This is a genomic window from Devosia sp. RR2S18 (assembly GCF_030177755.1).
Classification (GTDB): domain Bacteria; phylum Pseudomonadota; class Alphaproteobacteria; order Rhizobiales; family Devosiaceae; genus Devosia; species Devosia rhizosphaerae.
The window spans coordinates 1,348,176-1,372,720 of record NZ_CP126539.1 but is presented as its reverse complement, the minus strand read 5'-3'; the positions used below and the strand labels follow the sequence as shown (position 1 = coordinate 1,372,720).

The 24,545-nt window shown below is 59.4% G+C and carries 24 protein-coding genes; 10 read left to right on the top strand and 14 right to left on the bottom strand.

Translation table 11 applies throughout. The features are described 5' to 3' along the window. Positions 1–2: 2 nt before the first annotated feature. Positions 3–899, top strand: coding sequence for a dihydrodipicolinate synthase family protein (locus QOV41_RS06660; RefSeq protein WP_284580346.1), 897 nt, complete (start codon positions 3–5; stop codon positions 897–899). Between the two features lie 45 nt (positions 900–944). Then, positions 945–1,655 (top strand): ribonuclease activity regulator RraA, encoded by a 711-nt coding sequence (locus QOV41_RS06655; RefSeq protein ID WP_284580345.1) that lies wholly within the window; start codon positions 945–947, stop codon positions 1,653–1,655. Positions 1,656–1,940: 285 nt separating this feature from the next. Here QOV41_RS06655 and QOV41_RS06650 read toward each other — a convergent pair whose 3' ends face one another. The 7 genes from QOV41_RS06650 to QOV41_RS06620 all read right to left on the bottom strand — a co-directional run bounded on the left by QOV41_RS06650 (position 1,941) and on the right by QOV41_RS06620 (position 9,840). Beyond that, positions 1,941–2,648 (bottom strand): L,D-transpeptidase, encoded by a 708-nt coding sequence (locus QOV41_RS06650; RefSeq protein WP_284580344.1) that lies wholly within the window; start codon positions 2,646–2,648, stop codon positions 1,941–1,943. Positions 2,649–2,718: 70 nt separating this feature from the next. Beyond that, complete coding sequence (locus QOV41_RS06645; protein WP_284580341.1) at positions 2,719–2,931, bottom strand: hypothetical protein; 213 nt, start codon at positions 2,929–2,931, stop codon at positions 2,719–2,721. Beyond that, positions 2,928–3,986, bottom strand: coding sequence for an ABC transporter ATP-binding protein (locus QOV41_RS06640; protein ID WP_284580340.1), 1,059 nt, complete (start codon positions 3,984–3,986; stop codon positions 2,928–2,930). The genes QOV41_RS06645 and QOV41_RS06640 overlap by 4 nt, the downstream gene beginning before the upstream one ends. Further along, positions 3,983–6,688, bottom strand: coding sequence for a sugar-binding domain-containing protein (locus QOV41_RS06635; RefSeq protein WP_284580339.1), 2,706 nt, complete (start codon positions 6,686–6,688; stop codon positions 3,983–3,985). Before QOV41_RS06635 ends, QOV41_RS06640 begins: the two co-directional genes overlap by 4 nt. Positions 6,689–6,748: 60 nt before the next feature. Further along, complete coding sequence (locus tag QOV41_RS06630) at positions 6,749–8,035, bottom strand: ABC transporter substrate-binding protein (RefSeq protein WP_284580338.1); 1,287 nt, start codon at positions 8,033–8,035, stop codon at positions 6,749–6,751. Positions 8,036–8,080: 45 nt separating this feature from the next. After that, entirely contained in the window at positions 8,081–8,923 is an 843-nt protein-coding gene (locus QOV41_RS06625) for a carbohydrate ABC transporter permease (protein ID WP_284580337.1), read from the bottom strand. Then, positions 8,920–9,840, bottom strand: a complete 921-nt coding sequence (locus QOV41_RS06620; RefSeq protein ID WP_284580336.1) for a carbohydrate ABC transporter permease — start codon at positions 9,838–9,840, stop codon at positions 8,920–8,922. The genes QOV41_RS06625 and QOV41_RS06620 overlap by 4 nt, the downstream gene beginning before the upstream one ends. A gap of 128 nt (positions 9,841–9,968) precedes the next feature. Here QOV41_RS06620 and dgoD point away from each other — a divergent pair, with 128 nt between their 5' ends. From dgoD to QOV41_RS06600, 4 genes are read left to right on the top strand one after another with little or no spacing between them, the layout of a single operon-like run. Then, entirely contained in the window at positions 9,969–11,141 is a 1,173-nt protein-coding gene (gene dgoD / locus QOV41_RS06615) for a galactonate dehydratase (protein ID WP_284580335.1), read from the top strand. A 1-nt stretch (position 11,142) separates the two neighbouring features. Further along, a complete protein-coding gene (locus QOV41_RS06610) occupies positions 11,143–11,904 on the top strand; it encodes an SDR family oxidoreductase (protein WP_415926749.1) in 762 nt (253 codons plus the stop codon). A gap of 49 nt (positions 11,905–11,953) precedes the next feature. Then, entirely contained in the window at positions 11,954–12,691 is a 738-nt protein-coding gene (locus QOV41_RS06605; protein WP_284580334.1) for a FadR/GntR family transcriptional regulator, read from the top strand. A gap of 11 nt (positions 12,692–12,702) precedes the next feature. Then, positions 12,703–13,434 (top strand): SDR family oxidoreductase, encoded by a 732-nt coding sequence (locus QOV41_RS06600; protein ID WP_284580333.1) that lies wholly within the window; start codon positions 12,703–12,705, stop codon positions 13,432–13,434. 348 nt (positions 13,435–13,782) lie between these two features. On the opposite strand, the gene QOV41_RS06595 is transcribed toward QOV41_RS06600, so the two are convergent. Genes QOV41_RS06595 through QOV41_RS06575 form a run of 5 tightly spaced genes read right to left on the bottom strand, consistent with a single transcriptional unit; the run spans position 13,783 to position 18,890 of the window. Then, complete coding sequence (locus tag QOV41_RS06595) at positions 13,783–14,520, bottom strand: ABC transporter ATP-binding protein (protein WP_284580332.1); 738 nt, start codon at positions 14,518–14,520, stop codon at positions 13,783–13,785. After that, positions 14,517–15,359 (bottom strand): ABC transporter ATP-binding protein, encoded by an 843-nt coding sequence (locus QOV41_RS06590; protein ID WP_284580331.1) that lies wholly within the window; start codon positions 15,357–15,359, stop codon positions 14,517–14,519. The genes QOV41_RS06595 and QOV41_RS06590 overlap by 4 nt, the downstream gene beginning before the upstream one ends. After that, entirely contained in the window at positions 15,346–16,248 is a 903-nt protein-coding gene (locus QOV41_RS06585; protein WP_284580330.1) for an ABC transporter permease, read from the bottom strand. Before QOV41_RS06585 ends, QOV41_RS06590 begins: the two co-directional genes overlap by 14 nt. Then, positions 16,245–17,273, bottom strand: coding sequence for an ABC transporter permease (locus QOV41_RS06580; protein WP_284580329.1), 1,029 nt, complete (start codon positions 17,271–17,273; stop codon positions 16,245–16,247). The genes QOV41_RS06585 and QOV41_RS06580 overlap by 4 nt, the downstream gene beginning before the upstream one ends. Before the next feature lie 15 nt (positions 17,274–17,288). Next, positions 17,289–18,890, bottom strand: coding sequence for an ABC transporter substrate-binding protein (locus QOV41_RS06575; RefSeq protein ID WP_284580328.1), 1,602 nt, complete (start codon positions 18,888–18,890; stop codon positions 17,289–17,291). Positions 18,891–19,016: 126 nt separating this feature from the next. On the opposite strand from QOV41_RS06575, the gene QOV41_RS06570 reads away from it, so the two are divergent. The 4 genes from QOV41_RS06570 to QOV41_RS06555 all read left to right on the top strand — a co-directional run bounded on the left by QOV41_RS06570 (position 19,017) and on the right by QOV41_RS06555 (position 23,076). After that, complete coding sequence (locus QOV41_RS06570; RefSeq protein ID WP_284580327.1) at positions 19,017–19,718, top strand: FadR/GntR family transcriptional regulator; 702 nt, start codon at positions 19,017–19,019, stop codon at positions 19,716–19,718. Positions 19,719–19,778: 60 nt separating this feature from the next. Next, positions 19,779–20,753, top strand: a complete 975-nt coding sequence (locus QOV41_RS06565; RefSeq protein ID WP_284580326.1) for a mannonate dehydratase — start codon at positions 19,779–19,781, stop codon at positions 20,751–20,753. 23 nt (positions 20,754–20,776) lie between these two features. Next, positions 20,777–21,682 carry a 5-dehydro-4-deoxyglucarate dehydratase gene (kdgD, locus tag QOV41_RS06560; RefSeq protein WP_284580325.1) on the top strand — a complete coding sequence of 302 codons (906 nt, stop codon included), beginning with the start codon at positions 20,777–20,779 and terminating at the stop codon, positions 21,680–21,682. A gap of 83 nt (positions 21,683–21,765) precedes the next feature. Then, positions 21,766–23,076: a GH1 family beta-glucosidase gene (locus QOV41_RS06555; RefSeq protein ID WP_284580323.1), complete on the top strand. Its 1,311-nt coding sequence runs from the start codon at positions 21,766–21,768 to the stop codon at positions 23,074–23,076. A 139-nt stretch (positions 23,077–23,215) separates the two neighbouring features. Here QOV41_RS06555 and QOV41_RS06550 read toward each other — a convergent pair whose 3' ends face one another. Both QOV41_RS06550 and QOV41_RS06545 read right to left on the bottom strand, forming a co-directional pair. Continuing rightward, on the bottom strand, positions 23,216–23,416 hold the full coding sequence (locus tag QOV41_RS06550; protein ID WP_284580322.1) for a hypothetical protein: 201 nt from the start codon (positions 23,414–23,416) through the stop codon (positions 23,216–23,218). A 59-nt stretch (positions 23,417–23,475) separates the two neighbouring features. After that, the gene (locus QOV41_RS06545; protein ID WP_284580321.1) at positions 23,476–24,510 is read right to left on the bottom strand and encodes a LuxR C-terminal-related transcriptional regulator; all 1,035 of its coding nucleotides are present in this window, start codon (positions 24,508–24,510) and stop codon (positions 23,476–23,478) included. Between the last annotated feature and the right edge of the window lie 35 nt (positions 24,511–24,545).

Genomic DNA, 24,545 nt, shown 5'->3' with positions numbered 1-24,545 from the left:
CGATGCTTACACTGGATCAGGCACTCACCGGCATTTCCGGCATTCTGGTGACCCCCTATGACGGCAATGGGGACATTGCCCCTGCCCGGCTAGCCCCGATCCTCGACCGGGCTCTGGCGGCGGGCCTGCACATGCCAGTCGTCAACGGCAATACCGGCGAATTCTATGCCCTCACCATCGGCGAGGCGATCACCATGGTGCACGAGGTGGCGGAATTGGTTGCCGGCAAGGCACCTCTGCTCGCGGGTGTGGGGCGCGGCGTCCGAGACGCTTGCCGCCTAGCTCAGGCCTCAGCCGAAGCCGGTGCGGCCGCACTCATGGTGCACCAGCCGCCTGACCCTTTCGTCGCTCCTCGCGGTGTCGTCGACTACCTCAAGGCGGTTGCCGACGCGTCGGGCGGGCTGCCGATGATGCTCTATTTGCGCAACGATGCGATCGGAACCATGGCAATCGCCGAACTCTGCGCAGTACCGGGCGTCAAAGGCGTGAAGTGGGCAACTCCAAACCCGCTGAAGCTCGCCGAGGCGAAAGCTGCCTGTTCGCCGGAGATTGTTTGGGTCGGAGGCTTGGCAGAAATCTGGGCGCCCGCCTTCTATGCTGTCGGTGCGCGGGGCTTCACCTCTGGCCTCATCAATGTCTGGCCCGAGCGCTCCCTTGCAATCCATGCCGCACTCGAGGCGGGTGACTTCAAGGAGGCCAACCGGCTCATTGCCGGCATGAAGGCATTCGAGGAGATCCGGGCCGAGGAAATGAACGGCACCAATGTCACGGGCGTGAAAGCGGCTCTGCAGGCCCTAGGTCGTGATTGCGGGCCCACCCGTCCGCCTTCTGCCTGGCCGCTGACAACGACGCAGCAAGAAAAACTCACCGCCTTCATTGCTGAAAACAAGCTGCGATAGACCGCCGCCCGCGTGCGCCGGCAACGTCTACTCAAGGAGAAGACCATGGACGAAACACTGCGCGACAAGCTCATGACCATTTCGGTCGCAACCCTCGCCACCGCGCTCTACAAGCGTGGCCTGCGCAACCAGGTCATCCAGGGAGTTCATCCGGTCAAGCGCAAGGGCCGCAACATGGTGGGTCCTGCCTTCACCCTGCGATACATCCCCGCCCGTGAGGACCGCAATCAACTGGTCGAGTTCCGTCGCGCCGATCATCCGCAGCGGGTGGCGGTGGAAACCTGCCCCGCCGGCCACGTCCTAGTGATGGACAGCCGCAAGGATCCACGGGCAGCGTCTGCCGGCGACATCCTCGTTACCCGCATGATGGTGCGCGGCGTCGCTGGCGTTGTAACCGACGGCGGCTTCCGGGATGCCGCGACCATCGGCGAACTCGACATACCCGCATACCACAACCGTCCCTCCAGCCCGACCAACCTGACGCTCCATGAAGCGCTGGAGCTCAATGTACCGATCGGCTGCGGCGATGTGGCGGTGTTTCCGGGCGACATCCTTGTTGGCGACGAGGACTGTGTCATCGTCATTCCTCAGGACATCGCAGGCGAGATCGCCGATGAGGCGACCGAAATGACTGCGTACGAAGACTTCGTTGTGGAAAGGGTCAAAGCCGGCACGCCCGTTATTGGCCTCTACCCATGCACCAAGGACGAATATGCCCAGGAATTCGCCTCCTGGCGCGCTGCCAAAGGCCGGTAGACACTTTCACACGAACCTGTTCTTCCTCCGAAAGAGACCTCGCTGCGGATCATCTCGGCTGTCCTCGACGCGGTCTCTGAACAGTGCACTTAATGTTTAAAAAGGGGCCGTCTGCGGACTGTCCGGTTTTGGCGAAGTTGTAGGCTAAGCTGCCGTTGCAGTTCGTTGCCTCAGAAGAGGTCAGCAGCAAAGGAGCGCCTCGCTTAAATCGATCCTAAGCCACCAATTGCGACGCGAGCTGCCGACCCAGTTTCCCTTGTGCTGACGAGGCTAAGACCTTGGGGCCTATGCTTTCAGCACCACCACCTTCGTGCCGACGGGGGTTCTTTCGTAGAGGTCCATCATGTCTTGAGTGAGCAGGCCCACGCAGCCGCTGGTCACACCTTTGCCGATCGTCTCTGGCATGATCGTGCTATAGAGCGTGTAAAGCGTGTAGGCGCCGTTCTGATAAAGATAGAGCGTGCGGGCGCCGAGGGGATTGTCGAGACCGGGTGGCATGCCGCCGGCATACTTGGCAACCTCTGGCTGCCGCTGGATCATCTCCCTTGGTGGAGTCCAGACGGGCCACTCGGCCTTGCGGCCAATATACGCATCGCCGTTCCACAGGAACCCGGCGCGACCAACATTGGCGCCATAGCGGGTGGCCATGCCGGCGTCTTCGATTCGATAGACATAGTAGTTGCTGGGATCAACGATGATGGTTCCCGGCACTTCCTCGGTGTCGTAGCGCACCGTACGGCGCATGTATTTGGGGTTGATCTTGTTGATGTTTACGGCGGGGATCGGGAAACGCTCGTCGGGGAGAGGCCCGTAGACTCGCTCGGCCTCGGCAACACTCATTATTCCGCCAGTTGTCGTGCAGCCAGCTAGGGCAAGCGCACCGAGGGCGGCCGAACCGAGTAGAAAAGATCGCCGGCCGAAACAAACCGGCGCCCCATCGGGTGAAACGGAGCTCTCCGCCTCGTTGGCACCGGTAATACTTTGGACAGTCATGCATCCCCCTGCCCTATGGGCCATGATCTTGCGAGTCGTTAGCCAAGTCCGATCTTCTCGGAGATTGGTCTTACAGGCGGCGATTGGCAAGGTCGGTGAGTCTCACTTCCGAAAATGCGCTAAGCGACGGCCGCTTCAAGCATGAGAAGACGCGATGAGTGGCAATCAGCAGCTGGGATTCTATGGCGGCTTTCCAAAAGCCGCCGACTTCACCGGGGGCAACATCCATCGCGTCCGTCATAACCATCTGCAATCGTGAAAACCCGATGCCCGTACCGATCAATCTCTAATCCGCTGACCGCTCGCGTCGAAAACGAGAACCCGGGACGGATCAAAAGTGCAGCGCAGTTGCTCTCCGGCGTTGGCTCTTGTCTGACCACGTTGTTCGATCAGGATAATCTGGCCATCAGGGAGGGCGCCGTGGACAACGGAGGTGCCTCCCAGGTTTTCCACGACCTGAGCTTTCACATCAAAGCCGTATGGAGCCGAGGAAGGCTCATCGAACTGCTCCGGACGGATGCCGACCGTCACCTCACCTGGCGACAATGAAAGGCCTGGGGTCACTAAGTCGATGCCACCCACCTGCAGTTTGTTGCCGTCGCTGGTTGCCTTGATCAGATTCATTTTGGGGGACCCGATAAATCCGGCGACGAAGTCGTTGTCCGGATCGGCGTAAAGCTCGGTTGGCGTGCCGACCTGTTCGATGCGTCCGGCACGTAGAACAACGATCTTGTCGGCCAGCGTCATCGCCTCAACCTGGTCGTGGGTCACGTAGATCATGGTAGCACCCAGATCCTGGTGGAGCTTGGCGATTTCGACGCGCATCTGGACGCGCAACTCGGCATCAAGATTGCTGAGCGGCTCATCGAACAGGAAGGCCCGCGGCTGGCGTACAATGGCACGCCCAATCGCGACGCGCTGGCGCTGCCCACCCGAGAGCTGTGCCGGCTTGCGTCGCATCAGCTGGTCGAGTTGGAGAATGCGGGCTGCTTCCGTGACACGCGTCGCGGTTTCTTCTTTCGAAGTCCCCGTCATGCGCAGGCCGAAGCTCATGTTCTGCTCTACGGTCATGTGCGGATAGAGCGCGTAAGATTGGAAAACCATGGCGAGCTTACGGGCGGCTGGCTCCAAATCGTTGACCACGGAATCGTCGATGCAGACCTGGCCGTCCGTAACGTCTTCGAGGCCCGCGATCATACGGAGCAGCGTGGACTTACCGCAGCCCGATGGCCCCACAAACACCACGAACTCGCCATCCTCGATAGCAAGGTCGATGCCGTGAATGATGTTCGCAGCGCCGAAGCTCTTCCTGACCTTGCGCAGCTCTATGGCGGTCATGCGCTAATCCTCTCAAACCAAGATTGAACGCTCTGCGGATCGAGTTCGGGTGCGGGCGCAGGGTTCTCTAGATATGCGGCGAGAGCTTGTCGCATCGCGCGTGCCACGGGGCGAGACACTAGATCCGCCTCAAGATCCATCGCCGAGATGATCAGACGGCCTTTGCCGATTTGAGCCTCGCCTAAGAGAAGCAGGTCCCGGTTCTCGTTCCAATCATCAACGACGCGCACGATCGGGCGGAAGCCGGTTCCCGCGACCTCAAGGGCGCGACGATGGAAGCTCAGTTCGAACCAGTGCCAGTCGGTGTGCGTGTCGGAGGGGAAGTTCTGAAACAGCGGGTGGCTGGTGTCATTGATGAGACCCAGAGTGTGCGGCGCCTGTCCATCTGTCCACAGCGTGTTCCAGAAGGCAGCGGTATGGCCGAGCACGGCGTTGGGCTTCAAGTCGTTCGGTGCAGGCATCAGAACAAGGGTCTCTCCCGCCTCTAGGCGCGCGAGGGCACTTGCATCAAGCATGCTAATGACCGGAAGCTTCGCTGGCGGACGGGCTGCAGGCATGGTCCACAGACTCCATCGGTTGCGATAATCGGTGCCCTCCACCTCGAGGACGAGCTCGTAACGGGCGGGTGCCTCGAGACCATCTGCATCAATCCGGAGGGTGCCGAGATCATGCACCTCTCCGGTAGGCAATTCGCTGAAGGAGATGGTACCCTCTTTGGTGGTAGCGCCGTTGTCGTCGATCAGCTGCCAGTGCACGCCTCCAGCCGCAAGCGGCTTAGGGTCGAACTGAGCGAGTTGGACGGCGGTCGTGAAACTGCCGCCCTCGACCAGAATGAAGCTCTCGGCACGCAGCAGCGGTACGACGGGCGCACAGAACTCCCGGAACTGCGCCGGCGTCACATAAGGCTTTTCATCCCAGAAGGCGTCGACGACGCCAACAATTGCCGTGCCTTGTCCGGAGAAGTCCTGCAAGCCGAGCAGTTGCACCCCGGCCATGTCAGGCGTGCGCAGGGCAGCCTCCACCTCTTCTTTGTAGAGCTGGGTCTGAAGCGCTCCACTCGCCATCATCAGCTCACGGGCGAGATGACCGAGCCCCTTGGCTTCGAGGTCTTCCTGGATCATCTCGAAATTGCGGGCTTCGAGAACGCCAGTGTACTTCTTGAGTTCTTCGAGGTTGGGGTACACGCACCATTGCCCAATCTCATGGCTGACGAGAGGCATGGGCACAGACTGGATCCATTCGCTCCAATCGGTGATCGTCTCAAGCGGGCGGGCATTAAGCCGACCGTTGAGGCCTTCCATCCACCGCTGATTGCGGGGCTCCGGCTTGGAAATGTAGTCGGCCCGCTTCAGCGTGGGCCAGCCCGAGCCGCCGGTATAGAGGCGGCGGCTGTCCTTCGCCTGCCATTTATCGAGGAAGCGTTCGAGGAAGCTGTGTGTGCCCGTTCCGTTCACCTCGTTTCCGACGCAAAGCATCACAAAGCTGGGGTGATTGCCGTAGTCGCGCACAATGCGTTCGGCCTCAGTGTGGATGTAGCGATCAAGTGCTGGATCGGCTCCGAGGACCGGCCACACGGGCGTCTCAACATGCAGCAGTAGACCAAGCCGGTCAGCCACCTCGAAGGCAGCCTTGGGCGGGCACCAGGAGTGATAGCGAATATGATTGAGACCATAGGCCTTGGCGGTGCCAAATACCTTTTCCCATCCGGCATGATTAGTCGGCGGATAGCCGGTAAGTGGGAAGATGGCACACTCGAGGGTGCCACGCAGGAACACGCGGCGGCCGTTTAGCGTCAGGTGGCGGCCGTCCCGGCTGAAGTCGCGGATGCCGAAGGTAGTCTCGTATCTGTCCTGAATTTCCCCGTCGCGGCGCCACTCGACTGCGAGGCGATGGACGACAGGATCGAATTCGTCCCAGAGCCTGGCCGTCTCCGGGAGGTCTAGATCAAGCGATGCGCGGGTAAAGCCGCTGTCTACGACTAGAGAGTGGTAGACCTCCATTGGCTCGGCTTGGCCCTCGAAGCGGAAGGTCAACACCAGTTCATTATGGTGCTCGCCATGCCACCAGGTGGGCCAGCGATTGTCCTGATCGAAGACGTCGAGTTCGATGTCGAGGTGTGCCTTGTAGCTACGAGCATCGACGTCAATGCGGGCGATCTGCGCCCGGGATCCCTCAATGCGGAGATAGCCCACAACGCCGTTCCAGTTGGTCTGGGTGTGCTCGGTTTTAGAGTGGGCAACATCGCCCATGAGCGCATGATCGCGGATGATCGCGTCTCCAACGGCTTCGAAACGTCCGTTATCGATCATCATCACCAGCGAGTGGCTTCCCGCGGCGAGCTTGCCGGCCAGCATGCGAACGGCCGTGGAAAGGCTCTCGTCGCGGCCGAGCTTGTAGCCATCGAGCCAGATGTTGACCTCACCGTGAGGGCGCTCAAGGGCGATGTGGAAGAAATGATCGTCTAGCCCCTCCGGCACCTGGAAGGTGCGGGCGTACCAAGCCTTGCCGACATAGGGATGGCGACGGCTGAGGTGAGCCATCGTTCTGGCAGTCGAGAACGGCGTCTTTTCGGCTTCATCCACGCTACCCGGAAGTGAAATCGTGTCGTTGAATGGTGACTTGAACCATTGCTCCGCCTCCCCCTTGTTGTCGGGGTCGAGGGCAAAAGACCATTGGCCTTCGAGCGGGATTGAAAACAGCATGAAATATCTCTGAGAATTCGCGTGAACCGGCGAGCGGATGACCGCTCGCCGGTGTGGGAGTTACATGCGAGCCTGGACCTCTGCCTTGGCGGCTTCGATCGCTTCGTCCACGGTCGAGACACCGCGGGCGACATTGTCGATCGCCGTTCGCATCGCCGTCATGGCAACGTTGTCGAGTGGATTGAGAGTGAATGGTACGAGCTCGGCCTGAACCGGTGCGAAGATCTCGTTGACGTTCTGACCGCCATAGTAAGGATCCTCGAAGTTCAGCCACTCCGCTTCTCCCGCCGGCGAATAGGCCGGATAGAGATCGTCGTTCTGGAACTGTTGCTTGAGGCTTTCGTCGTTGGTCACCAGCCACTGGATGAAGGCCCAGGCCGCTTCCTTGTTCTCTGAACTCTCCAGAATTCCGATGTAGTCGCCGCCGCTGTTGAATGAACGGTTGCCGCTCACTCCGGGGGCTGTCGCTACGGCCCACTGCCCGCTCTGGTCAGTGGCATAGGCACGCTTCAAAAGACCGCCAAACCAATTGCCGTAGAGCACCGTAGCCAGTTGGCCGCGCTGAAAGGCGCCCTGCCATTCCGGCGTCCAGGCAGCGAACGGCGAGATCATGCCCGCATCGGCGGCTTCCTTCACCTTTTCTAGGCTGGCGCGGAAGACAGGATGATCGAACTGCAGATTGCCCTCAGCATCAAAGAGACTCACCCCTTCCTGAGCCATCATCGCGCGAACGATCTCTTCGCCGTTTCCGATGACCCAACGTTCATTAGGAATGACCAGTTTCTGGCCTTCAGTGATGAAGGCATCCCAATCTGAAAATAGGGCGCTGACCTCGGTGGGATCGGTTGGCAGCCCGACCTCTTCAAAAATGTCACGGCGATAGAACATTCCGCCCGGTCCGGTATGCTTGGGCAGGGCAACAATCTTGCCATCGTCAAGGGTTACGTTCTGCACGGTAAAAGGCGCGAACTCGTCCATCATCTCGGAGGCATTGAACGGGGCTTCACGCAGGTCGGCCCAATGCGGCCGATCGCGCAGTAGCGCCATCATGCCGATCTCAATCATCGCCACATCCGGTCCACTGTTGGAGAGCATGGCACGCTGTAGGTTGTTGAGGTAGGCGTCGTTGGCAGTTGGGAAACCCTGCACGTTGACGGTGATGTTGGGATACGCCTCGTTAAATGTTGGCATCAACGCAGCGAGCGTCCGGTCGTTGTTTGGCCAAGTCCAGACACTGATCGTGCCGGAAATATCGGAGGACGGAGCCGTCGCTTCTTGAGCTAAGGCTGGTCCTGCCATGACGATGGCAAGCGCGGTGGTCGCGAATGCCTTGTTCCAGATATTCATGTCTTCTCCTCCTTGTTAGGCCGCTTGTGCGGCCCGTTACGTCGACTACTTCACCGCACCCGAGGTGAGCCCCGCAATGAACTGGCGGCTCAAAAGGGCGAAGAGAACAAAGACCGGCACCAGACCCATGAGCGTGGCGAGCATCACGGCCGGCATGTCCGAATAATGGGTTGTGGAAAGCATGGTCAGCGCCAGCGGCACCGTGAAGCGGGAACCTTCGGCCAGCACCACCAGCGGCAGCTGGAAGTCGTTCCAGGTGCTGATCAAGGTCCAGACGGCGAGTGCGGCGAGACCCGGGCGAATGATCGGTAGCACCACGAAGAAGAAGGTCGACAGCCCTTTGGCCCCGTCCATTTCGGCAGCTTCGTAGAGCTCCTTGGGAATGGTCGAGCCGATGTAGGTGTACATCCAGACCACACCGAACCCTGATGCCATGGCTGGGATGATCAGCGGCCAGAAGGTATTGAGCCAGCCGAACGCGCTCATCTGCAAGAAGAAGGGGATGAGCGCGAGAGTCGGCGGGAAAAAGAGCGTAGCGAAAGTCATCGCCAGGAGGAACTTGTGCCCAGGCGCCCGCCCGTAGCGGGAGAGGCCGTACCCTGCCAGCGCACTCACCAAAACGAGGCCGATCGTCTTGGGAACGGCCACGATCAGCGAATTGATAATCGGACGAAAAGGCGGAAAGACGTTGGCGATGTTTTGGTAGTTCTGGACGATGTTGTCGCCATACCAGAGGGGCGGCGGGAAGCTGAACACCTCTTGCAGACTGCGCGTGGCGAAAACTGTGGTCCAGTAGAGCGGCAGCACGAACAGCAATGAAAGGAGGAAAAGGGCGACCGTGATTGCGAAATCGATACGGCGCTCTCGATTGGCAAGGAGCTTTCTCACGCGGCAGCTCCCTCGCGCACCTTTTGGTTGATGAGCCGGTAGCTGAGCGTCAGCACGACGACAGCGGCGAAGATGTACCAGGAGACCGCCGAGCCCAGCCCGAAATTGAACTGGGTAAACGCGGTGGCGTAGAGATACATGCCAATGGTGGTCGTAGAGTTGTTTGTACCGCCCTGCCCCTGCGTAAGGACATAGGGCTCGTCGAACATCTGCAGCCCCCCGAGTGTCGCGGTGATTACGGCGAAGGCGATTGAGGGCATCAGAAGCGGTACGGTTATGCGAGAGAAGATCGCCCAGCGACCCACGCCTTCCATACGGGCAGCTTCGTAGATGTCGCGGGGAATGGACTGTAGGCCCGCCATGAAGATGATCATGTACCAGCCGGTCCAACGCCAGACGACGAGAAGCGCCACCAAAGGCTTGATCCATTCCTGAGAGCCAAGCCAATCGAAGTAGCTGGGCGTTCCAGTGACCGAGCCCACAAAGAGGTTCACAAGGCCGCCGCTCGAGGTGAAGAACACGCGCAGGATGATCGCGGCAATGGCTGGCGCGACGAGCAATGGCAGAAGGAACACCATCCGGAACCAGTTCTTGCCGAAGGCGACATATTCGTTGACCAGAACGGCAAGCCCGAGCGCCAGCGTCACTGTTACCACGGTCGACCAGAACCAGAGATACAGGGTGTTCCACAGGGCCTTCTGGAAAATCGGGTCATTGAGCGCGCGCAGGTAGTTGTCGAACCCTACAAAGCGTGGCTCGGAGAACCCATCCCACTGGTTGAAGCCCAGATAGAAGGAGAACAGGACCGGAAAAACCGAGAAGATGATGAAGATGACCACGAACGGCGCCATCGCCAGGTAGAAGGCGTTGTTGCGGTGCATCTGCCTCAGGGTCTTGCTGGTTCGGCCGGTCGGCATGTAACCTTTGCCTCCATAAATGCCGATAAATAATCGGATGATTACGTCGCGCGTCAAGTGGATTTTTGTCGTTGACCGTGCGTGGTCTCAGCCGATACCATCCAAATCATCTGATGTATGGGTGAAGCGTGAAGATCACTGCTATCAAGACACAAGTGGTCAATGCCGAGATGCGGAACTGGGTCTTCGTGAAGGTGGAGACCGATGATCCTGGCCTGTTCGGCTGGGGCGAGGCTACGCTTGAATGGAAAACTCGCGCGGTTGTCGGGGCCATCGAGGATCTGACACCACTGCTACTCGGACGGGATCCGCGCGACATCGAGCAGGCCTACCGTGCCATGACCAAGCAGAGCTTTTGGCGCCTCGGTGCCGTCGGCATGAGCGCGGTGTCCGGCATCGAGCTGGCCCTCTGGGACATCTTGGGCAAGCATCTGGGAGTCCCCGTTTGGCGTCTCCTAGGCGGCAAGGTGCGTGACAAAGTGGGGGTCTATACCCACCTTGGCATGGGCGACATGCGAGCGGTCTATGAAACGGATACGGTCGATCCGCTCGTGGAGCGGGCCCGCGAAGTCGTCGAAAACGGTTATCGCGCCTTCAAGGCGGTCTTCGTTCCCTATACCCACTACCATGCACCGCTGCCCCAGGTGGACAAGGTTGCACGAATGATGGAGGCCATGCGCGACGCCGTAGGTGACGAGATCGAGATCATGGTCGACTTTCATGGGCGTCCCGCCTCTGCAGGCGCCGCTCTCGCCTATATCGAGGCGCTGGCTCCTGGCCGGCCGATGTTTGTAGAGGAACCGATCCAGCCGGCCGACTTCAAGGGACTCGAAAGCCTTTCGCGCCGGACCAGCGTGCCGCTGGCAACCGGGGAACGGCTGATCGACCGCAACGAATTCGAGGCGCTGTTCGCCACGAACGCGATCGACATTGTTCAGCCGGACATCTGCCATTGTGGCGGGCTGATGGAGGCCAAAAAAATCGCGGCACGGGCGGAGGCGCTGGGTATCGGCGTCGCGCCGCACAACCCGCTTGGGCCGATAGCTGGTGTTGCGGCGCTGCATTTTGCGGTTTCAACCCCAAATCACGTCATCCAGGAGGAGATGGTCGGGGCGGTTCCCTGGTACTTCGACGTAGTGCAAGGGCCTATCCGGCGCGTTGACGGTTTCTGGCAGGTGCCGGAAGAGCCCGGGCTGGGGATCGCCGTTGACGAGGTCGAGTGCGGTAAGCACCCTTACTTGCAGGAAGTGCTGCACACCCAGAACGCCGTCTTAGCAGATGGCACCATCGTGGATTGGTAAAATGCGCCTGGACGGCAAGGTCGCCATCGTAACCGGCGCAGGCCGCGGGATCGGTGCAGCAATCGCGGAAGCCTTCGTACGCGAAGGGGCCACCGTTGTCATTGCCGAGGTGGACGCGGCCACAGGCTCGGCAACTGCGGCCCGGCTGGGCAGTTCGACTCTGTTCGTCTGCACCGACGTAACAGACAACGGCTCGGTCGAAGCTTGCACGGCGGAAGCGCTGAAGCGGTTCGGCCGCATCGACATTCTCGTCAACAATGCCGGCATAAATGTCTTCCACGATCCGCTGGAAACGACGGACGCGGAGTGGCAACGCTGCATGGCCGTGGACCTGGAGGGCGTCTGGCGCATGTGCCGGGCCGTTCTGCCGACCATGTTGAGACAGCAGACGGGAAGCGTGGTCAACATCGCCTCTTCCCACAGCAGCACCATCATTCCCGGCACATTCCCGTATCCAGTCGCCAAGCACGGACTGCTGGGCCTGACGCGTGCACTCGGGATCCAATACGCCGCCTCCAACATCCGGGTGAATGCGATCGCGCCCGGCTATATTGAGACTGATCTTGCGGTGGACTACTGGAAAACCTTCCAGGATCCAGCCGCGGAGCGCCAGCGCACCTATGATCTTCATCCGCCAAAACGGATTGGCAAACCCGAGGAGGTCGCAATGACAGCGGTATTTCTCGCCAGCGACGAAGCGCCGTTCATCAACGCAACCTCGATCGCCATCGACGGTGGCCGTTCGGTCCTGTACCACGAATAGCACTGCAGCTTCACTAGGAGGAAGTTGCGGGCGGAGAAGGAAACCTCAAATGCTCGAGGAAGCAGCCAAGCCGTTGCTCAAGCCACGTGTGCACCGCCAGGTGGTCAAGTCGCTAGCTATGCGCATCCTCGGGAACCAGCTAGCACCCGGCAGCGTGATGCCGCCTGAGCCTGATCTTTGCCTGGAATTCAACATCAGCCGCAGTGCGGTCCGGGAAGCGATCAAGGTGCTGGGCTCCAAGGGATTGGTGACGACGCGTCCGCGTATCGGCACTGTGGTGCAGCCGCGTGAAAACTGGAACTTGCTTGATCCTGACCTGCTCGGCTGGTCGATGGAACTGCAGCCCAGCGCCGAACTGGTGCTTAGCCTAATCGAAGCTCGGCAGGTGATTGAGCCGGCAGCAGCTCGTTTTGCCGCCCTCCGAGCCACCGCAATCGACATCGCGCCGCTCGAGGAGGCCTTCGGACGCATGAGTCGGTTCAAGGTCTCCCAGGACTTCGAAGCCTTCAACAAGGCGGACATCGAGTTTCACACCGCACTTTTGCGGGCGAGCGGTAATATCGTCTTTCAGCAGCTTTCCAATACGATCGGTGCGGCGCTAGCCTACTCCTTCCGGCTCACCATTTCCCGCGCCCGCGAGCCGGGCGCCTCCTTGTCTAACCATGGTGAGGTGATCGACCGTATCCGCATGCGCGACAGCGAGGGCGCATACGCTTCGATGGCTCACCTGCTCAACATCGCCATCATCGACCTTGGCATCGGCAAGGCAGGGTCACCTTCCCGTTGAAGGAGTATTCCATGTCCAAGACCTTTGAGAACAAGACTGCCGTGGTTACCGGCGCAGCCTCCGGCATTGGCCTGGCGACCACCAAGGCGCTGCTGGCTGAAGGAGCCCGCGTCGTCATGGTCGACCGGAACGAAGGTGCGTTGCAGCAACTCGCCGCCGAACTTGGCCCCAAAACCCTCCAGCATGTCACAGACCTGCTTGATCCGGAGAGCTGCTCCAGCATGGTGCCAACCATTCTCGAAGCTGCCGGACAGATCGACGTTCTCCACTGCAACGCGGGTACTTATATTGGCGGTGAGCTGACCGACACGACGCCTGATGCAATCGACCGCATGCTGAACCTTAACGTCAATGCGGTGATGAAAAATGTTCACGCCGTCATTCCGCACATGACGCAACGGGGCACCGGCGACATTATCGTGACCTGCTCTGTAGCCGGACACTTTCCCACCTATTGGGAACCGGTTTATTCGGGGTCGAAGTGGGCGATCACCAGCTTTGTGCAGGGGGTGCGCAGGCAACTGGTTCCACACGGCATACGGGTTGCGCAGATCTCGCCGGGACCAGTCGTTTCTGCCCTACTTGCTGATTGGCCGGAAGAAAACCTGCGAGCGGCCCGCGAAGCCGGCGGCCTCATCGAACCGGAAGATGTTGCCGAGGCGATCATCTTCATGCTGACCCGCAAGCGTACGATCACTATTCGGGACATGATTATCCTGCCCAGCAATTTCGACCGGGTTTGACTATCAATGCCGGTGCGCAGATTGCATTTGTGTTCAGTTGTGGTCTGCGCGACAGGCCAATGGGCAGTTGCCTAAACGTTCGCTTTGCCCATTCGACGCTCCCCAAACCAGCCTGTCTCCTTCTCAGTCTTTGCTGGTGGCTTCACGGACCGGCTGCTTCTGGCAAACGGAGCCGAACGCCTGAACGGCAAGAATGGGGCGCGAAGCGGACCGTCAGCTACCAATACCTGCAGTTAATGGCAGCGCTTTCCGAAGCAGTGCACGACGATTTTCTCCTGCCGGGAGTGCGACTAGCTGCAAGGATAGAACGAGCCAGTACTGGCGTCCTCAGCACAAGACAGACATTGCCTAGATGAAGCTTGCTTCAAAGAGCTGTCGGGAATAGGCGTGATGGGTCTCACCCTTCGCTAGTGCCTGCTTGTCTAGTTCGTCCACGAATACGCCGTCTTTCATCACCAAGACGCGATCACACATGTGAGCAATGACAGCGAGATCGTGGCTGACCAGAACATAGGTCAGCGCACGCTCCTCACGCAGGTCCGCAAGCAGGTTGAGGACTTCGGCCTGCACAGAGACATCCAGTGCGGAGGTGGGCTCGTCTAGCAAGAGCACCTGCGGTTCGAGCATCAGAGCGCGCGCGATGGCGACGCGCTGGCGCTGACCGCCCGACAATTCATGTGGAAAGCGCTCTGCGAAAGCCGCTGGTAAGCCTACCTGCTGCAGAGCTGGAGCCACGCGGCTCCAACCATCACCGATCTTCATGGCACGCGCTGGCTCGGCTAACACTCGTTCGATGCGGTGACGCGGGTGGATGGAGCCATATGGGTCTTGGAACACCATTTGCGACAGCATCAGTTGCTCGCGAGTGCGTTCGCGATCTACCCGCTGGCCGTTGAGGCTGATCTCTCCGTCCCAGTGCCGATCAAGCCCGGCCAATGAGCGCAATACGGTCGACTTGCCACAGCCTGATTCACCTACAATGCCCAGCGTTTCGCCTCTAGCCACGGTGAACGACACCCCCTTGACCACCTGACGGCGGCCCTCCCCGGAGCCGAAGGAGACGGAGAGATTGCTAACCTCAATCATGAGTGCGTCTCCAGAGCGTCAATGACACGCCGATCAAGCGTCTGCAGGCGCCGTACCGGTTTGCGCGGGTCGGGCATGGCCGCAATCAGGCCGCGCGTGTAGGGGTGCTGCGCATCTTCGAGGCGGGTCAGTGTTTCGACCATCTTGCCCTTGTACATCACCAGAATCCGCCCGCAGAATGCAGCCACCATGCGAATGTCGTGGCTGATCAGCATAAGGCCGGAGTTGTTCTCGCGGACCAACTCATCGAGTAGCTTCAGCACATCGCCACGGACGCTGACGTCGAGCGCCGACGTGGGCTCGTCGGCCACTACCAAGCGCGGTTTGGCGAGCAACATCATGGCAATCATAACTCGCTGGCCCATACCGCCGGAGATTTGATGCGGATATAGGCCCATGACGCGCTCGACATCCGCGATGCGGACGCGTGCCAGCATTTCGGCCGCCTTGCTATAAGCCTCCTTCTTCCCGATCTTCTGGTGCAGCAATGCAGCCTCAGCCACTTGCTTGCCTACCGAAAGGACTGGGTTTAGCGAATATCGTGGGTCCTGCATGATCAGAGCCATGCGATTGCCGCGCAAGCTGCGCATCTCCTTTTCGGAGCGTGTAAGCAGCGGTTTTCCGTCGAACTCAAGCGTGGAAGCTTCAACATGAGCCGCGGGAGGCAGGAGTCGCATTATCGCGCGGCCCAAGGTCGATTTACCGGAGCCGGACTCACCCACAATGCCAAGGCGCTCGGAGCCTAGATCGAAGCTGACGCCATCAACAGCGCTCACTCCAGAGCGACCAAAACGAACCGCAAGATCACGGACGGAGAGTATGGTTTCAGGAGCGGGCATGGCGAGGATCCAGAATATCGCGCAGGGCGTCGCCCACGAGATTGAAAGCCAGACTTGTGAGCAGGATTGCGACGCCGGGCATGACAGCCACCCACCAATTGTCGAGCATGTATTGGCGGCCGCTAGAGATCATGGCGCCCCATTCGGGAGCTGGAGGCTGGGCGCCGAGCCCGAGGAAGCCAAGGGCAGCGGCAGTGAGGATAATGCCCGCCATGTTGAGCGTAAGACGCACAACGACGGAGGGGACGCACATTGGAGCAATGTAGAGCAGAAGAAGGCGCAGTGGCGAGGCGCCATAGAGTCGAGCGGCGGCTACGTAGTCTGTGTTACGGACAATCAGCGTTTCGGCGCGGGCCAAGCGTGCGATCGGTGGCCAGCCTGTCAAGGAAATCGCGATGATTGCGGTTTCCAGCCCAGCCCCTAGAGCGGCCGCAAAAGATAGGGCGAGAATTAGGGACGGAAAGGACAGCACGATGTCGGTAAAGCGCATCAGGATGGCGTCAGTTCGGCCGCCGACAAAACCGGCAATTATCCCGACCAGCATGCCGATTGGACCGACGATCAGCGAAACCGCCAGCACAATCTGGATGGTAATTCGTGTGCCGTAGATGAGCCGCGAGAGGATATCGCGGCCATACTCGTCAGTCCCCGCCCAGTGGCGCCAGCTGGGGGCTTGCAGGGCATTGGGCAAGCTCTGGGCGGTGGGGCTGTAGGGGGCGATCAGCGGCGCGAAGATGGCGACGACGATCAGCAGCGTCAGCACGATGAAACCGAACAAGCCCACAGGCTCACGCGAGAGCTTGGCAAGCGCAATTTTTAGGCTTCGGCCGGTGCGAGCAAGGATCAGGCCCGGCTTGCTGCCAGCGTTGGAGGAATTGCTGAGGCTCATGCCGTCACCTCACGTGTGCGCGGATCGAGGACCAGGTAGGCGAGATCCGACAGGAAGTTGAGTAACATGAAGATGAAGCCGATGATCAAGGTACCGGCCACCACAGCATTCATGTCACCAATCATCAGGGCGTTGGTCATATATTGACCGATACCGGGCCAAGAGAAGACCACCTCTGTGACCACTGCGCCTTCGAGCAGGCCGCCATAGGAAATGGCGAGGACGGTGACGAGCTGCACTGCGATGTTGGGTAGCAGGTGCCCGGTAACTATCCGCCAATTCGAAGCACCCTTCGCACGAGCGGCGACCACATAGTCTTGGTTCAACTGCTCCAAAGTGAAGCTTCGCGTCATGCGCGTGATATAGGCCATGGCCGAATAGGCGAGAATGCAAGCCGGCAGAATGATGTGGTTGACTGCGTTCCAGAAGACTTCGGTATCGCCAGCGAGCAAACTGTCGATCAGCAGCAAACCCGTCTTCGGCTCAACGAGACCTTCGAGATAGATATCGATGCGGCCAGGTCCGCCGACCCAGTTGAGGGTAGCGTAGAAGATGACGAGACCGACGATACCGAACCAAAAGACAGGGATCGAGTGGCCGACCAGCGAGATGACCCGGGCGAACTGATCGAACCAGCTATCGCGGAAAAAGGCCGCGCTCATACCCAGGGGCACGCCGATGATCGTCGAGAGGATGATGGCAAGAGTGGCGAGTTCAAGCGTTGCCGGGAACGCCCTGCTGAGATCCTCCAAAACCGGGTTTCCGGTGAGAATGGCAGTGCCGAGGTCACCCTGCAACAAAGAGGTCAGATAGACCCAGAACTGCTGATAAACTGGCAGGTCGAGCCCTAGACGTTGACGCATCGCCTCGTAAGCCGCCGGATCAGCAAGCTCGCCAACGATTGCGCCAACTGGATCGGTGGGAAGCACGCGGCCGATCACGAAGGTGACGACGAGCAGGAGGAATAAACTGACGAGCAACTGCCCGACTCGCCTGCCCAGCTCTAAGAGTGTGAATTCCTTCATGATCGGCCGTCCAGCTTAGTTTGCGTCGCCCTTGGAGACGTCTTCCAGGCGTGTCAGACCCCAGGGATGGGCGTCATAGCCGTCGACCCGAACGTTGACTACGACCGGCTCGAAACGCTCAAACATCGGGAAAACGGCGGGGTTAGAAGCAATGAAGTCTTCCTGGAGCTGTTTCACCAACTCGCCCCGCTTGGCCGGATCGAGTTCCGAATTTGCCTCGACCCGAAGGGCGTTCAGTTCAGGAATATCCCAATCGGAACGCCAGACGAAGTTGCCTGCGTTGTTAGCCTCGGCGGAGTTGTCCGGATTGTTGGTGAAGTTATCCAGAGAGCCAAGCGCGGTGGGGTCGGCTGCCGAGGTTTGGGGGATGAGCAGATCGAAGTCCCGGGCACGGTGCTGCGAGACAATATCAGAGCCGTTGCCCTGGATCACATTCGCAGTGATGCCGATTTCTGCAAGGTTGGCCTGAATAGCGGTGGCCATGTCGACTCGGGGCGGTTGCGCGATAGTCTTAATGGTCAGCGAGAAACCATCGGGGTAGCCCGCTTCGGCCAGCATCTCCTTGGCCTCTTCTGGACGGAAGGACCAATCAGGGTTCGGGATAGCATTTTCCCAATCTTCCGGAGCGGGGACATTGCGTACACGGCCATAGGGCCCGACGATGGTCTCAGCAATCCCAGCATAGTCGATACCGTAAGCGGCGATGATCTCGCGCACCTTCGGGTCGTTGAGTGGCTCCCGGCCAGCATTCATTGCGAGAGCATAGAAGCCGCCAGTCTTCGCCTGGTCGATAGCGAAGCCGTCCTGAGCTTGGAAGTAACGCACGTCGGGAGCGGTCAGCGCGTTGGCAATATCAATGTCGCCGCGCTCCATCATCAGGCGGGCCGCCTGGCTTTCCGGCACGTGTCGGAACATGACGCGGGTCATGGCCGGCTCGGCACCCCAGAAATTGGGATTGCGTTCGAGCAATACGATCTCGTTGGGCGACCAGCGATTGAGTACAAATGGACCCGAACCGGCCGTGTTCGTGCGGAGCCACTCGTTTCCGTAGTCATTGTTGACCACGTGCTTCTGCACTTCGACACTGTCAACCACACTGCCGACCCCATTAGCCAGGCGATAGAGCAGCGCCTCGGGTATCACCTTGTCGGCGAAATCCACTCGCAGGGTCTTCTCGTCAACAGCGGTGATGAGTGTTTCAGCATTATCGCTATTGTAACCGAAGGTCTTGAGTCCCGCGGCAGCCGACTGATCCATCTTGAAGAGGCGGACGAGCGAGAACACAGCGTCGGCAGCGGTAACAGGATTTCCGGAGGCGAACTTTGCATCCCGGAGGTGGAAGGTGATGCCGGTGTCGTCCACATCCCAGCTTTCAGCCAGCTGGCCGAACAGCTCGCTAGTTTCCGGATCGAACGCGACTAGGCGATCGTAAGTGTTGGCAAGAATTTCTTGGGTCTTAACCTCGGTGCCCTGCTGCGGGTCGAGCGACAGAACCTGGGCCAGCGATGTTCCGATCACCAATTGGTCGTTTGGCGTGGCAGCAAAGGCCGCGGGTACAACTGCGGCCATGACGAGAAATGCAGCGCCCAGCATAAGGGGCCTAGAAACATGCTTCATAAATTTTCCTCCACAGGGTACGTTACCAACGTACGATGTCGTTGGTATGTCGTATTATGATTATGGGCTTTCAGCATTGAAGGCAATAGGGTGAGTGAGATCACCCGTTGAGGAGGACTGCGCAGCATGGATATAGCCACCACACGACGGCGCCCTCGCTTAGCGCAAACTGTTATCGATGAACTCAAGAGGCAGATTGAAACCGGTGCCCTAGAGGTGGGCGATCGTCTTCCTACCGAGCCCCAGCTGGAAGCGCAGTTCGAAGTCAGCCGGACAGTTATCCGAGAGGCCATTGCCGAACTGCGGGCCGCGGGACTTGTTACACCCGTTCAGGGCAAAGGCATGTTTGTGACAGAGGCTCCCAGCGGCACAATCCTCACGCCCACCGAGATTCAAAGCATACCACAAACTCTTGAAATGATTGAGTTTCGGATTGCTGTCGAAACCGAAGCGGCGGCCATTGCCGCCCATCGTCGATCAGCTCAACAGGAAGCAGACATTCGAACCGCCAACCAACTTCTGGCGACGCGGGTAGAGGGTGGCGAATCCACAATAGAGGCAGATTTTGCTTTCCACGAAGCTATCGCCAAGGCCGCGAACAACCGGCACTTCGTGGATGCTTTGCATCGATTCGGCTCTCGATCCATTCCACGCAGCCAGTTTCCGACACTGTCTCACGCGGAAAGTCGGGACTATCTGTCCAAGGTCATGAGCGAGCATGACTCCATCCTCGACGCTATTTCAGAGCAGGATCCAGAGGCCGCCCGCCAAGCCATGCGAGCGCATTTGACAGGCAGTCAGAAGCGCTATCGGCAGCTCGCATGCTAAACAAAGGCTCGACAGCCAAACACAGTCATATTATGTCATACCTCACTCTAGGAGATTGGCATGTATGTAGGAACTCAACTTCAAGCTCGTGACGATGACGACTACCGTGTGTGGGCGCAGCTCGGCATCAAGCACATCTGTCAGGATCCGTACGCGAAGCTCGGAACCTGGACGCTCGAAGACCTCAAAGGACTGCGTGAAAAGGTCGAAAGCTTCGGGCTGATCCTGGACATGATCCAGCTCCCCCTGCCCTCGAGCCCGATCGAAACAGCGACTTACCCAGACATTCTGTTAGCTGGACCGAACCGCGACCGCCAGATCGACGAGCTCTGCAAGCTGATCGAAAACCTGGCGGCCGCCGGCATCCCAGCCGCGAAGTATAATCTCAACTTGATCGGCATCCCTCGCACGCCCGACGAGCTGGGCCGTGGCGGCTCACTCAATGCCTCGTTCCGGTGGGACAAGACTGACCACAACGCTGCGCCTGGTCTAGCGGGTGTCCTTTCAGAAGACGAGAACTGGGAGCGCATCGACTATTTTCTCGAGCGGGTAATTCCGGTTGCCGAGAGCAACAGAATTCGCCTCGCCTGCCACCCGCATGACCCCTATACCCCGCCTGGTTACAAGGGCGTCACCCGCGTGCTTGGCACTGTCGAGGGCCTCAAGAAGTTCGTCCAGATGCGCGAAAGCCCCTATCACGGGCTGAATTTCTGCCAGGGCACCGTCGGCGAGATGCTCGACAACCCGCGCGAAGAAATCGCGGACGTAATCCGCTGGTTCGGAAGCCGCGACAAAATTTTCAACCTGCACTTCCGCAATATCCGAGGACAGAAGCTTTCGTTCATGGAGACCTTCCCTGATGAAGGCGACATGGACATGACCGCCTCACTCAAGGTCTATAAAGAAGTGGGCTACAAATACATGATCATGCCCGATCATGTGCCGACGATCTCTGGCCGTGACCCGCAGGGGGTCGCCTTCGCCTTCTGCTACGGCTACACCGCCGCGCTGCTTCAGGCGCTTGACACGTATTAATTTCGCCCATCAGGACAAGTCTTATGACTCCCAACGAGCTCAAGGTCACGCTTGGCAGCGGACTGCTTTCCTTCCCTATCACCACCTTCAAAACCGATCTCAGCTTTGATGAAGAGGCGTATTGTAGGCATATCGACTGGCTTGACGGCTTCGGTGCGGCCGCTCTGTTTGCGCCGGGCGGCACAGGCGAATTATTCTCGCTGACGCCGGCCGAAGTGGCTCAGGTCACCAAAACTGCCAAGGTGCATGCTGGCAAGACGCCGATCCTAGGCGGCGCTGCCTATGGCACGGCCATGGCGGTGGAAATGGCTAGGGCAGCGGAAGCTGCCGGCGCTGACGGCATTCTCCTTCTGCCGCCTTACCTCATGTTTGCCGAGCAGGATGGCCTCGTCGCCCATGTGAAGACCGTTTGCGATGCCGTCGGCATCGGCGTTGTGGTCTACAATCGTGACAACATCATCCTGACTGCCAACAGCATCCAGCGCCTTGCCGACCAGTGTCCGAACCTCATTGGCTTCAAGGATGGGCACGGGGAAGTCGATCGAATAATCGAGATCACCACCAAGCTCGAAGATCGCCTTGTCTATATCGGCGGCATGCCAACGCACGAACTGTACGCCCAAGCCTATTTCTCGGCTGGGGTGACGACCTATTCGTCCGCCGTCTTCAACTTTGTGCCCGAGCTGGCGCAGAAGTTCTACTCAGCCCTGCGCGCCGGCGATAAGGCGACAACCGATCAGATCCTTAAGGACTTTTTCTTCCCGCTTGTCGAACTACGCAATCGCAAGAAGGGCTATGCCGTCTCGATCATCAAGGCTGGCCTTGAAGCCCGTGGCCGCCAGGCTGGCCCGGTGCGTCCGCCGCTGACCGGTCTGACCGCGGATGAACTGACCCAGCTCAAGACCCTGATCTCCAAGATCGCCGACTAAACCCCTTCGGCATCTCCCTTGCCGTGTCGGGCCTGTTCAGACTCTGGTCTGGGCAGGCCCAAAAATATCATAAGGACAGTTTTGTGTTTTCGTACAAGCGAGCCGATTTCGGTCCAGACTTTCTCTTCGGTGTCGCAATGGCTGCCCACCAGATTGAAGGCGGTCAGACCGATGGTCGCGGCCCCTCCATCTGGGACACCTTTGCGAATACACCCGGCAACACTCGCAACTTCGACAATGGCAACGTAGCCTGCGATCACTACAACCGCTGGGCTGAAGATCTCGACCTGATCCGAGACGGCGGCTTCGATGCCTATCGGTTCTCCTTCTCTTGGTCGCGCCTCATTCCTGAAGGCACGGGCCCTATCAATCAAGCTGGCGTTGACTTCTACGACCGCCTTGTCGATGGCATGCTAGAGCGCAACATCAAACCACTCGCCACGCTCTATCACTGGGACCTGCCGAGCGCCCTGCAGGATCGCGGCGGTTGGATGAACCGCGACACCACCGCCGCCTTTGCTGATTATGCTGCGTTCGCCGCCGAAAAGTTTGGCAGTCGTCTTGATAGCATTGCCACCTTCAACGAGCCCTGGTGCATCACGGTTCTCAGCCATTTCCTCGGCGCGCACGCGCCGGGCTATCGCGACGTACGCGCCACCGCACGCGCCATGCACCATGTGCTCCTCGCCCACGGCCTCGGCATCAAAGCCATGCGCGAAGTTGGAACGAACAACAAGCTCGGAATCGTCGTCAACATGGAGAAGTGCGACCCAGCAAGCGACAAACCCGAGGACATTGAAGCTGCCGCCCTCGGAGACGCCATTTTCAACCAGTTTTTCCTCGATGGCGTGCTCAAGGGCAGCTATCCGGAGAAGGTGACGAAAATCCTTGGGCCCTACCTGCCCGTAGGTTGGCGGGACGACATGACGACGCTCAACCAGGCACTCGACTGGATTGGGATCAATTACTACACCCGCTTCCTATATACCGCTGATCCTAAGGTCCCGGTCTTTCCGTTTACGCAGGCACGCGGACCGCTGGACAAGACAAATGTCGGCTGGGAGATCATTCCCGAAGCGCTAACGGAGTTCCTGGTCCGGGTATCACGACGCTATCCCGGGCACCCGATTTTCGTCACTGAGAACGGCGCCTCCGAGACGGACGAGACAAGACGCATTAGCTTCTTCGACCGCCACTTCGCCGCCATGCTAGAAGCTCAGAAGCAAGGCGTTGACCTTCGTGGCTATGTCGCTTGGACCCTGATCGACAATTTCGAATGGGCCGAAGGCTGGACACCAAAATTCGGCATCGTCGGCATGGACCCACAGACGCTGAACCGAAAGCCTAAGGATAGCTATCGGGCCTTCCAAGCGATGCTTAAGGAAGAACTCTGACGCTCTCTGAGGGCTATCGGCCGGAATGGGGCCGTCTGCGGACTGTCCGGTTATGGCTGCACGAGGCGAATAGCTGCCGTTAGGTCGGGCAGCTATCTGCCCGGCTTGGCCGTCAAGAAGGTCACCGAACTTTTGGAGATCAGCGCGCGCACGTCGCCTGCATCAGCATCTCAAGCCAGGGATAGCCCTTTTGTTTCCGACCAATGAGGGCCAGATAGCAGTCGCGGCGCATGCGCCTATGACGCACCTGAAGCCAGTGCGAAACAGTGCTGAACCAGACTGGCCGCCGAAAAGAGGTGGCGGTTTCGGTATGGACGAGAGTCAGCGGATGAGTTGTCATGGCACGTCTCCTTTGCGGTTTGCTGAGGAGAGCATGGCGCAAATCTGCCGGTGCGACTGTCAGCTGTCCGAAGGACGCGGGTCTGTCATTCGATTGGAGTACAGCGAGGAGGGATCGCTAGAGCCCTGCAACGGCGTGGCCGCCAGGAGCAGCACTCGAACGAGTGCTGGCTGGGTCCGCACACCGACCTTGTCGAACACCCGATTGAGGTGGGTGCGTGCGGTGTTCTGGGTTATGCCCATTCGCTCAGCTATTTCAACGAGCGAAAGGCCCTCCGCTATGAGGGCTGCCAGCCTCGTCTGCGCTGGAGAGAGCCCGAAGGTGAGTGCGGCCTGTGCAAGTCGGTTGCGGTCAAGCTCTGGGTTGCTGGCAACAGAGAAGAAGATCATTCCAGTATGCGTGGTCAGCCAATAGACGCGACTGGCAATCCCCTCGCCTGCTTCAATGACGATGGGCACGGAACCCTGACGCGGCATATACCCGGCATCCTGTTCTGCCGCCCACCGGAGTGCCTCCTGGAGTTGACGATTGGCCCGGCTATTCCTGAAGCGGAGTCGACCATTGCGTACGACGATATCGTCATTGTCCGCCAGCTCCGCCCCAAGATCCGGGCTCTGCCAAAGCACCTCGCCTTCCCCCGAGAGGCGCATCGCCAATGCTCCGGCATGTTCAGCATTGGAGTCGATGAAGCCGAGCAGCGCGATCTTCCATTCGCCGTCGTGCCGTTCGAGAATGCGCATCTCGTGTGTCAAGCCTGGGCCGACATGCCCGTTGTAGTTGTACTCTGGATAGTGCTGGAGGAATGTCGCCCAGGCGACATCGCCACGGATCTCGATTTCGAGGTGGACTATCTGAGTGTCGCTGGCATTCGCGTCGTTCCTGGCCGGCATACCATCGCGGCGCACTCGGTCGGAAATGGCATCCCACCCGCGCCGGATGAAGGCACCGCCCCCGCTCCACCAGCCCCAGCGTACCAGATAGGGCTCCTGCACAAAGCAGCTGGCCCAGAGTTCATAGTCATTGGTCCAGATCGCAAAGCGGTTGCGATGCAGCAGTTCTAGGATTGCGGCTTTGTCAGCAGCGCTGTCGACCATTGGCCTGATCTCTCGCCTGTCGGGAAGGATACCGT

Excerpts from the sequence above, each read along its gene's own strand:
- QOV41_RS06660 (WP_284580346.1), top strand. The coding sequence starts at position 3 with ATGCTTACACTGGATCAGGCACTCACCGGCATTTCCGGCATTCTGGTG.
- QOV41_RS06550 (WP_284580322.1), bottom strand. The coding sequence starts at position 23,416 with ATGACAACTCATCCGCTGACTCTCGTCCATACCGAAACCGCCACCTCT.
- QOV41_RS06575 (WP_284580328.1), bottom strand. The coding sequence starts at position 18,890 with ATGAAGCATGTTTCTAGGCCCCTTATGCTGGGCGCTGCATTTCTCGTC.
- QOV41_RS06590 (WP_284580331.1), bottom strand. The coding sequence starts at position 15,359 with ATGCCCGCTCCTGAAACCATACTCTCCGTCCGTGATCTTGCGGTTCGT.
- QOV41_RS06595 (WP_284580332.1), bottom strand. The coding sequence starts at position 14,520 with ATGATTGAGGTTAGCAATCTCTCCGTCTCCTTCGGCTCCGGGGAGGGC.
- kdgD (WP_284580325.1), top strand. The coding sequence starts at position 20,777 with ATGACTCCCAACGAGCTCAAGGTCACGCTTGGCAGCGGACTGCTTTCC.
- QOV41_RS06605 (WP_284580334.1), top strand. The coding sequence starts at position 11,954 with ATGCTCGAGGAAGCAGCCAAGCCGTTGCTCAAGCCACGTGTGCACCGC.
- QOV41_RS06585 (WP_284580330.1), bottom strand. The coding sequence starts at position 16,248 with ATGAGCCTCAGCAATTCCTCCAACGCTGGCAGCAAGCCGGGCCTGATC.
- QOV41_RS06545 (WP_284580321.1), bottom strand. The coding sequence starts at position 24,510 with ATGGTCGACAGCGCTGCTGACAAAGCCGCAATCCTAGAACTGCTGCAT.
- QOV41_RS06600 (WP_284580333.1), top strand. The coding sequence starts at position 12,703 with ATGTCCAAGACCTTTGAGAACAAGACTGCCGTGGTTACCGGCGCAGCC.
- QOV41_RS06655 (WP_284580345.1), top strand. The coding sequence starts at position 945 with ATGGACGAAACACTGCGCGACAAGCTCATGACCATTTCGGTCGCAACC.
- QOV41_RS06565 (WP_284580326.1), top strand. The coding sequence starts at position 19,779 with ATGTATGTAGGAACTCAACTTCAAGCTCGTGACGATGACGACTACCGT.
- QOV41_RS06630 (WP_284580338.1), bottom strand. The coding sequence starts at position 8,035 with ATGAATATCTGGAACAAGGCATTCGCGACCACCGCGCTTGCCATCGTC.
- QOV41_RS06635 (WP_284580339.1), bottom strand. The coding sequence starts at position 6,688 with ATGCTGTTTTCAATCCCGCTCGAAGGCCAATGGTCTTTTGCCCTCGAC.
- QOV41_RS06640 (WP_284580340.1), bottom strand. The coding sequence starts at position 3,986 with ATGACCGCCATAGAGCTGCGCAAGGTCAGGAAGAGCTTCGGCGCTGCG.
- QOV41_RS06610 (WP_415926749.1), top strand. The coding sequence starts at position 11,143 with ATGCGCCTGGACGGCAAGGTCGCCATCGTAACCGGCGCAGGCCGCGGG.
- QOV41_RS06570 (WP_284580327.1), top strand. The coding sequence starts at position 19,017 with ATGGATATAGCCACCACACGACGGCGCCCTCGCTTAGCGCAAACTGTT.
- QOV41_RS06650 (WP_284580344.1), bottom strand. The coding sequence starts at position 2,648 with ATGACTGTCCAAAGTATTACCGGTGCCAACGAGGCGGAGAGCTCCGTT.
- QOV41_RS06620 (WP_284580336.1), bottom strand. The coding sequence starts at position 9,840 with ATGCCGACCGGCCGAACCAGCAAGACCCTGAGGCAGATGCACCGCAAC.
- QOV41_RS06580 (WP_284580329.1), bottom strand. The coding sequence starts at position 17,273 with ATGAAGGAATTCACACTCTTAGAGCTGGGCAGGCGAGTCGGGCAGTTG.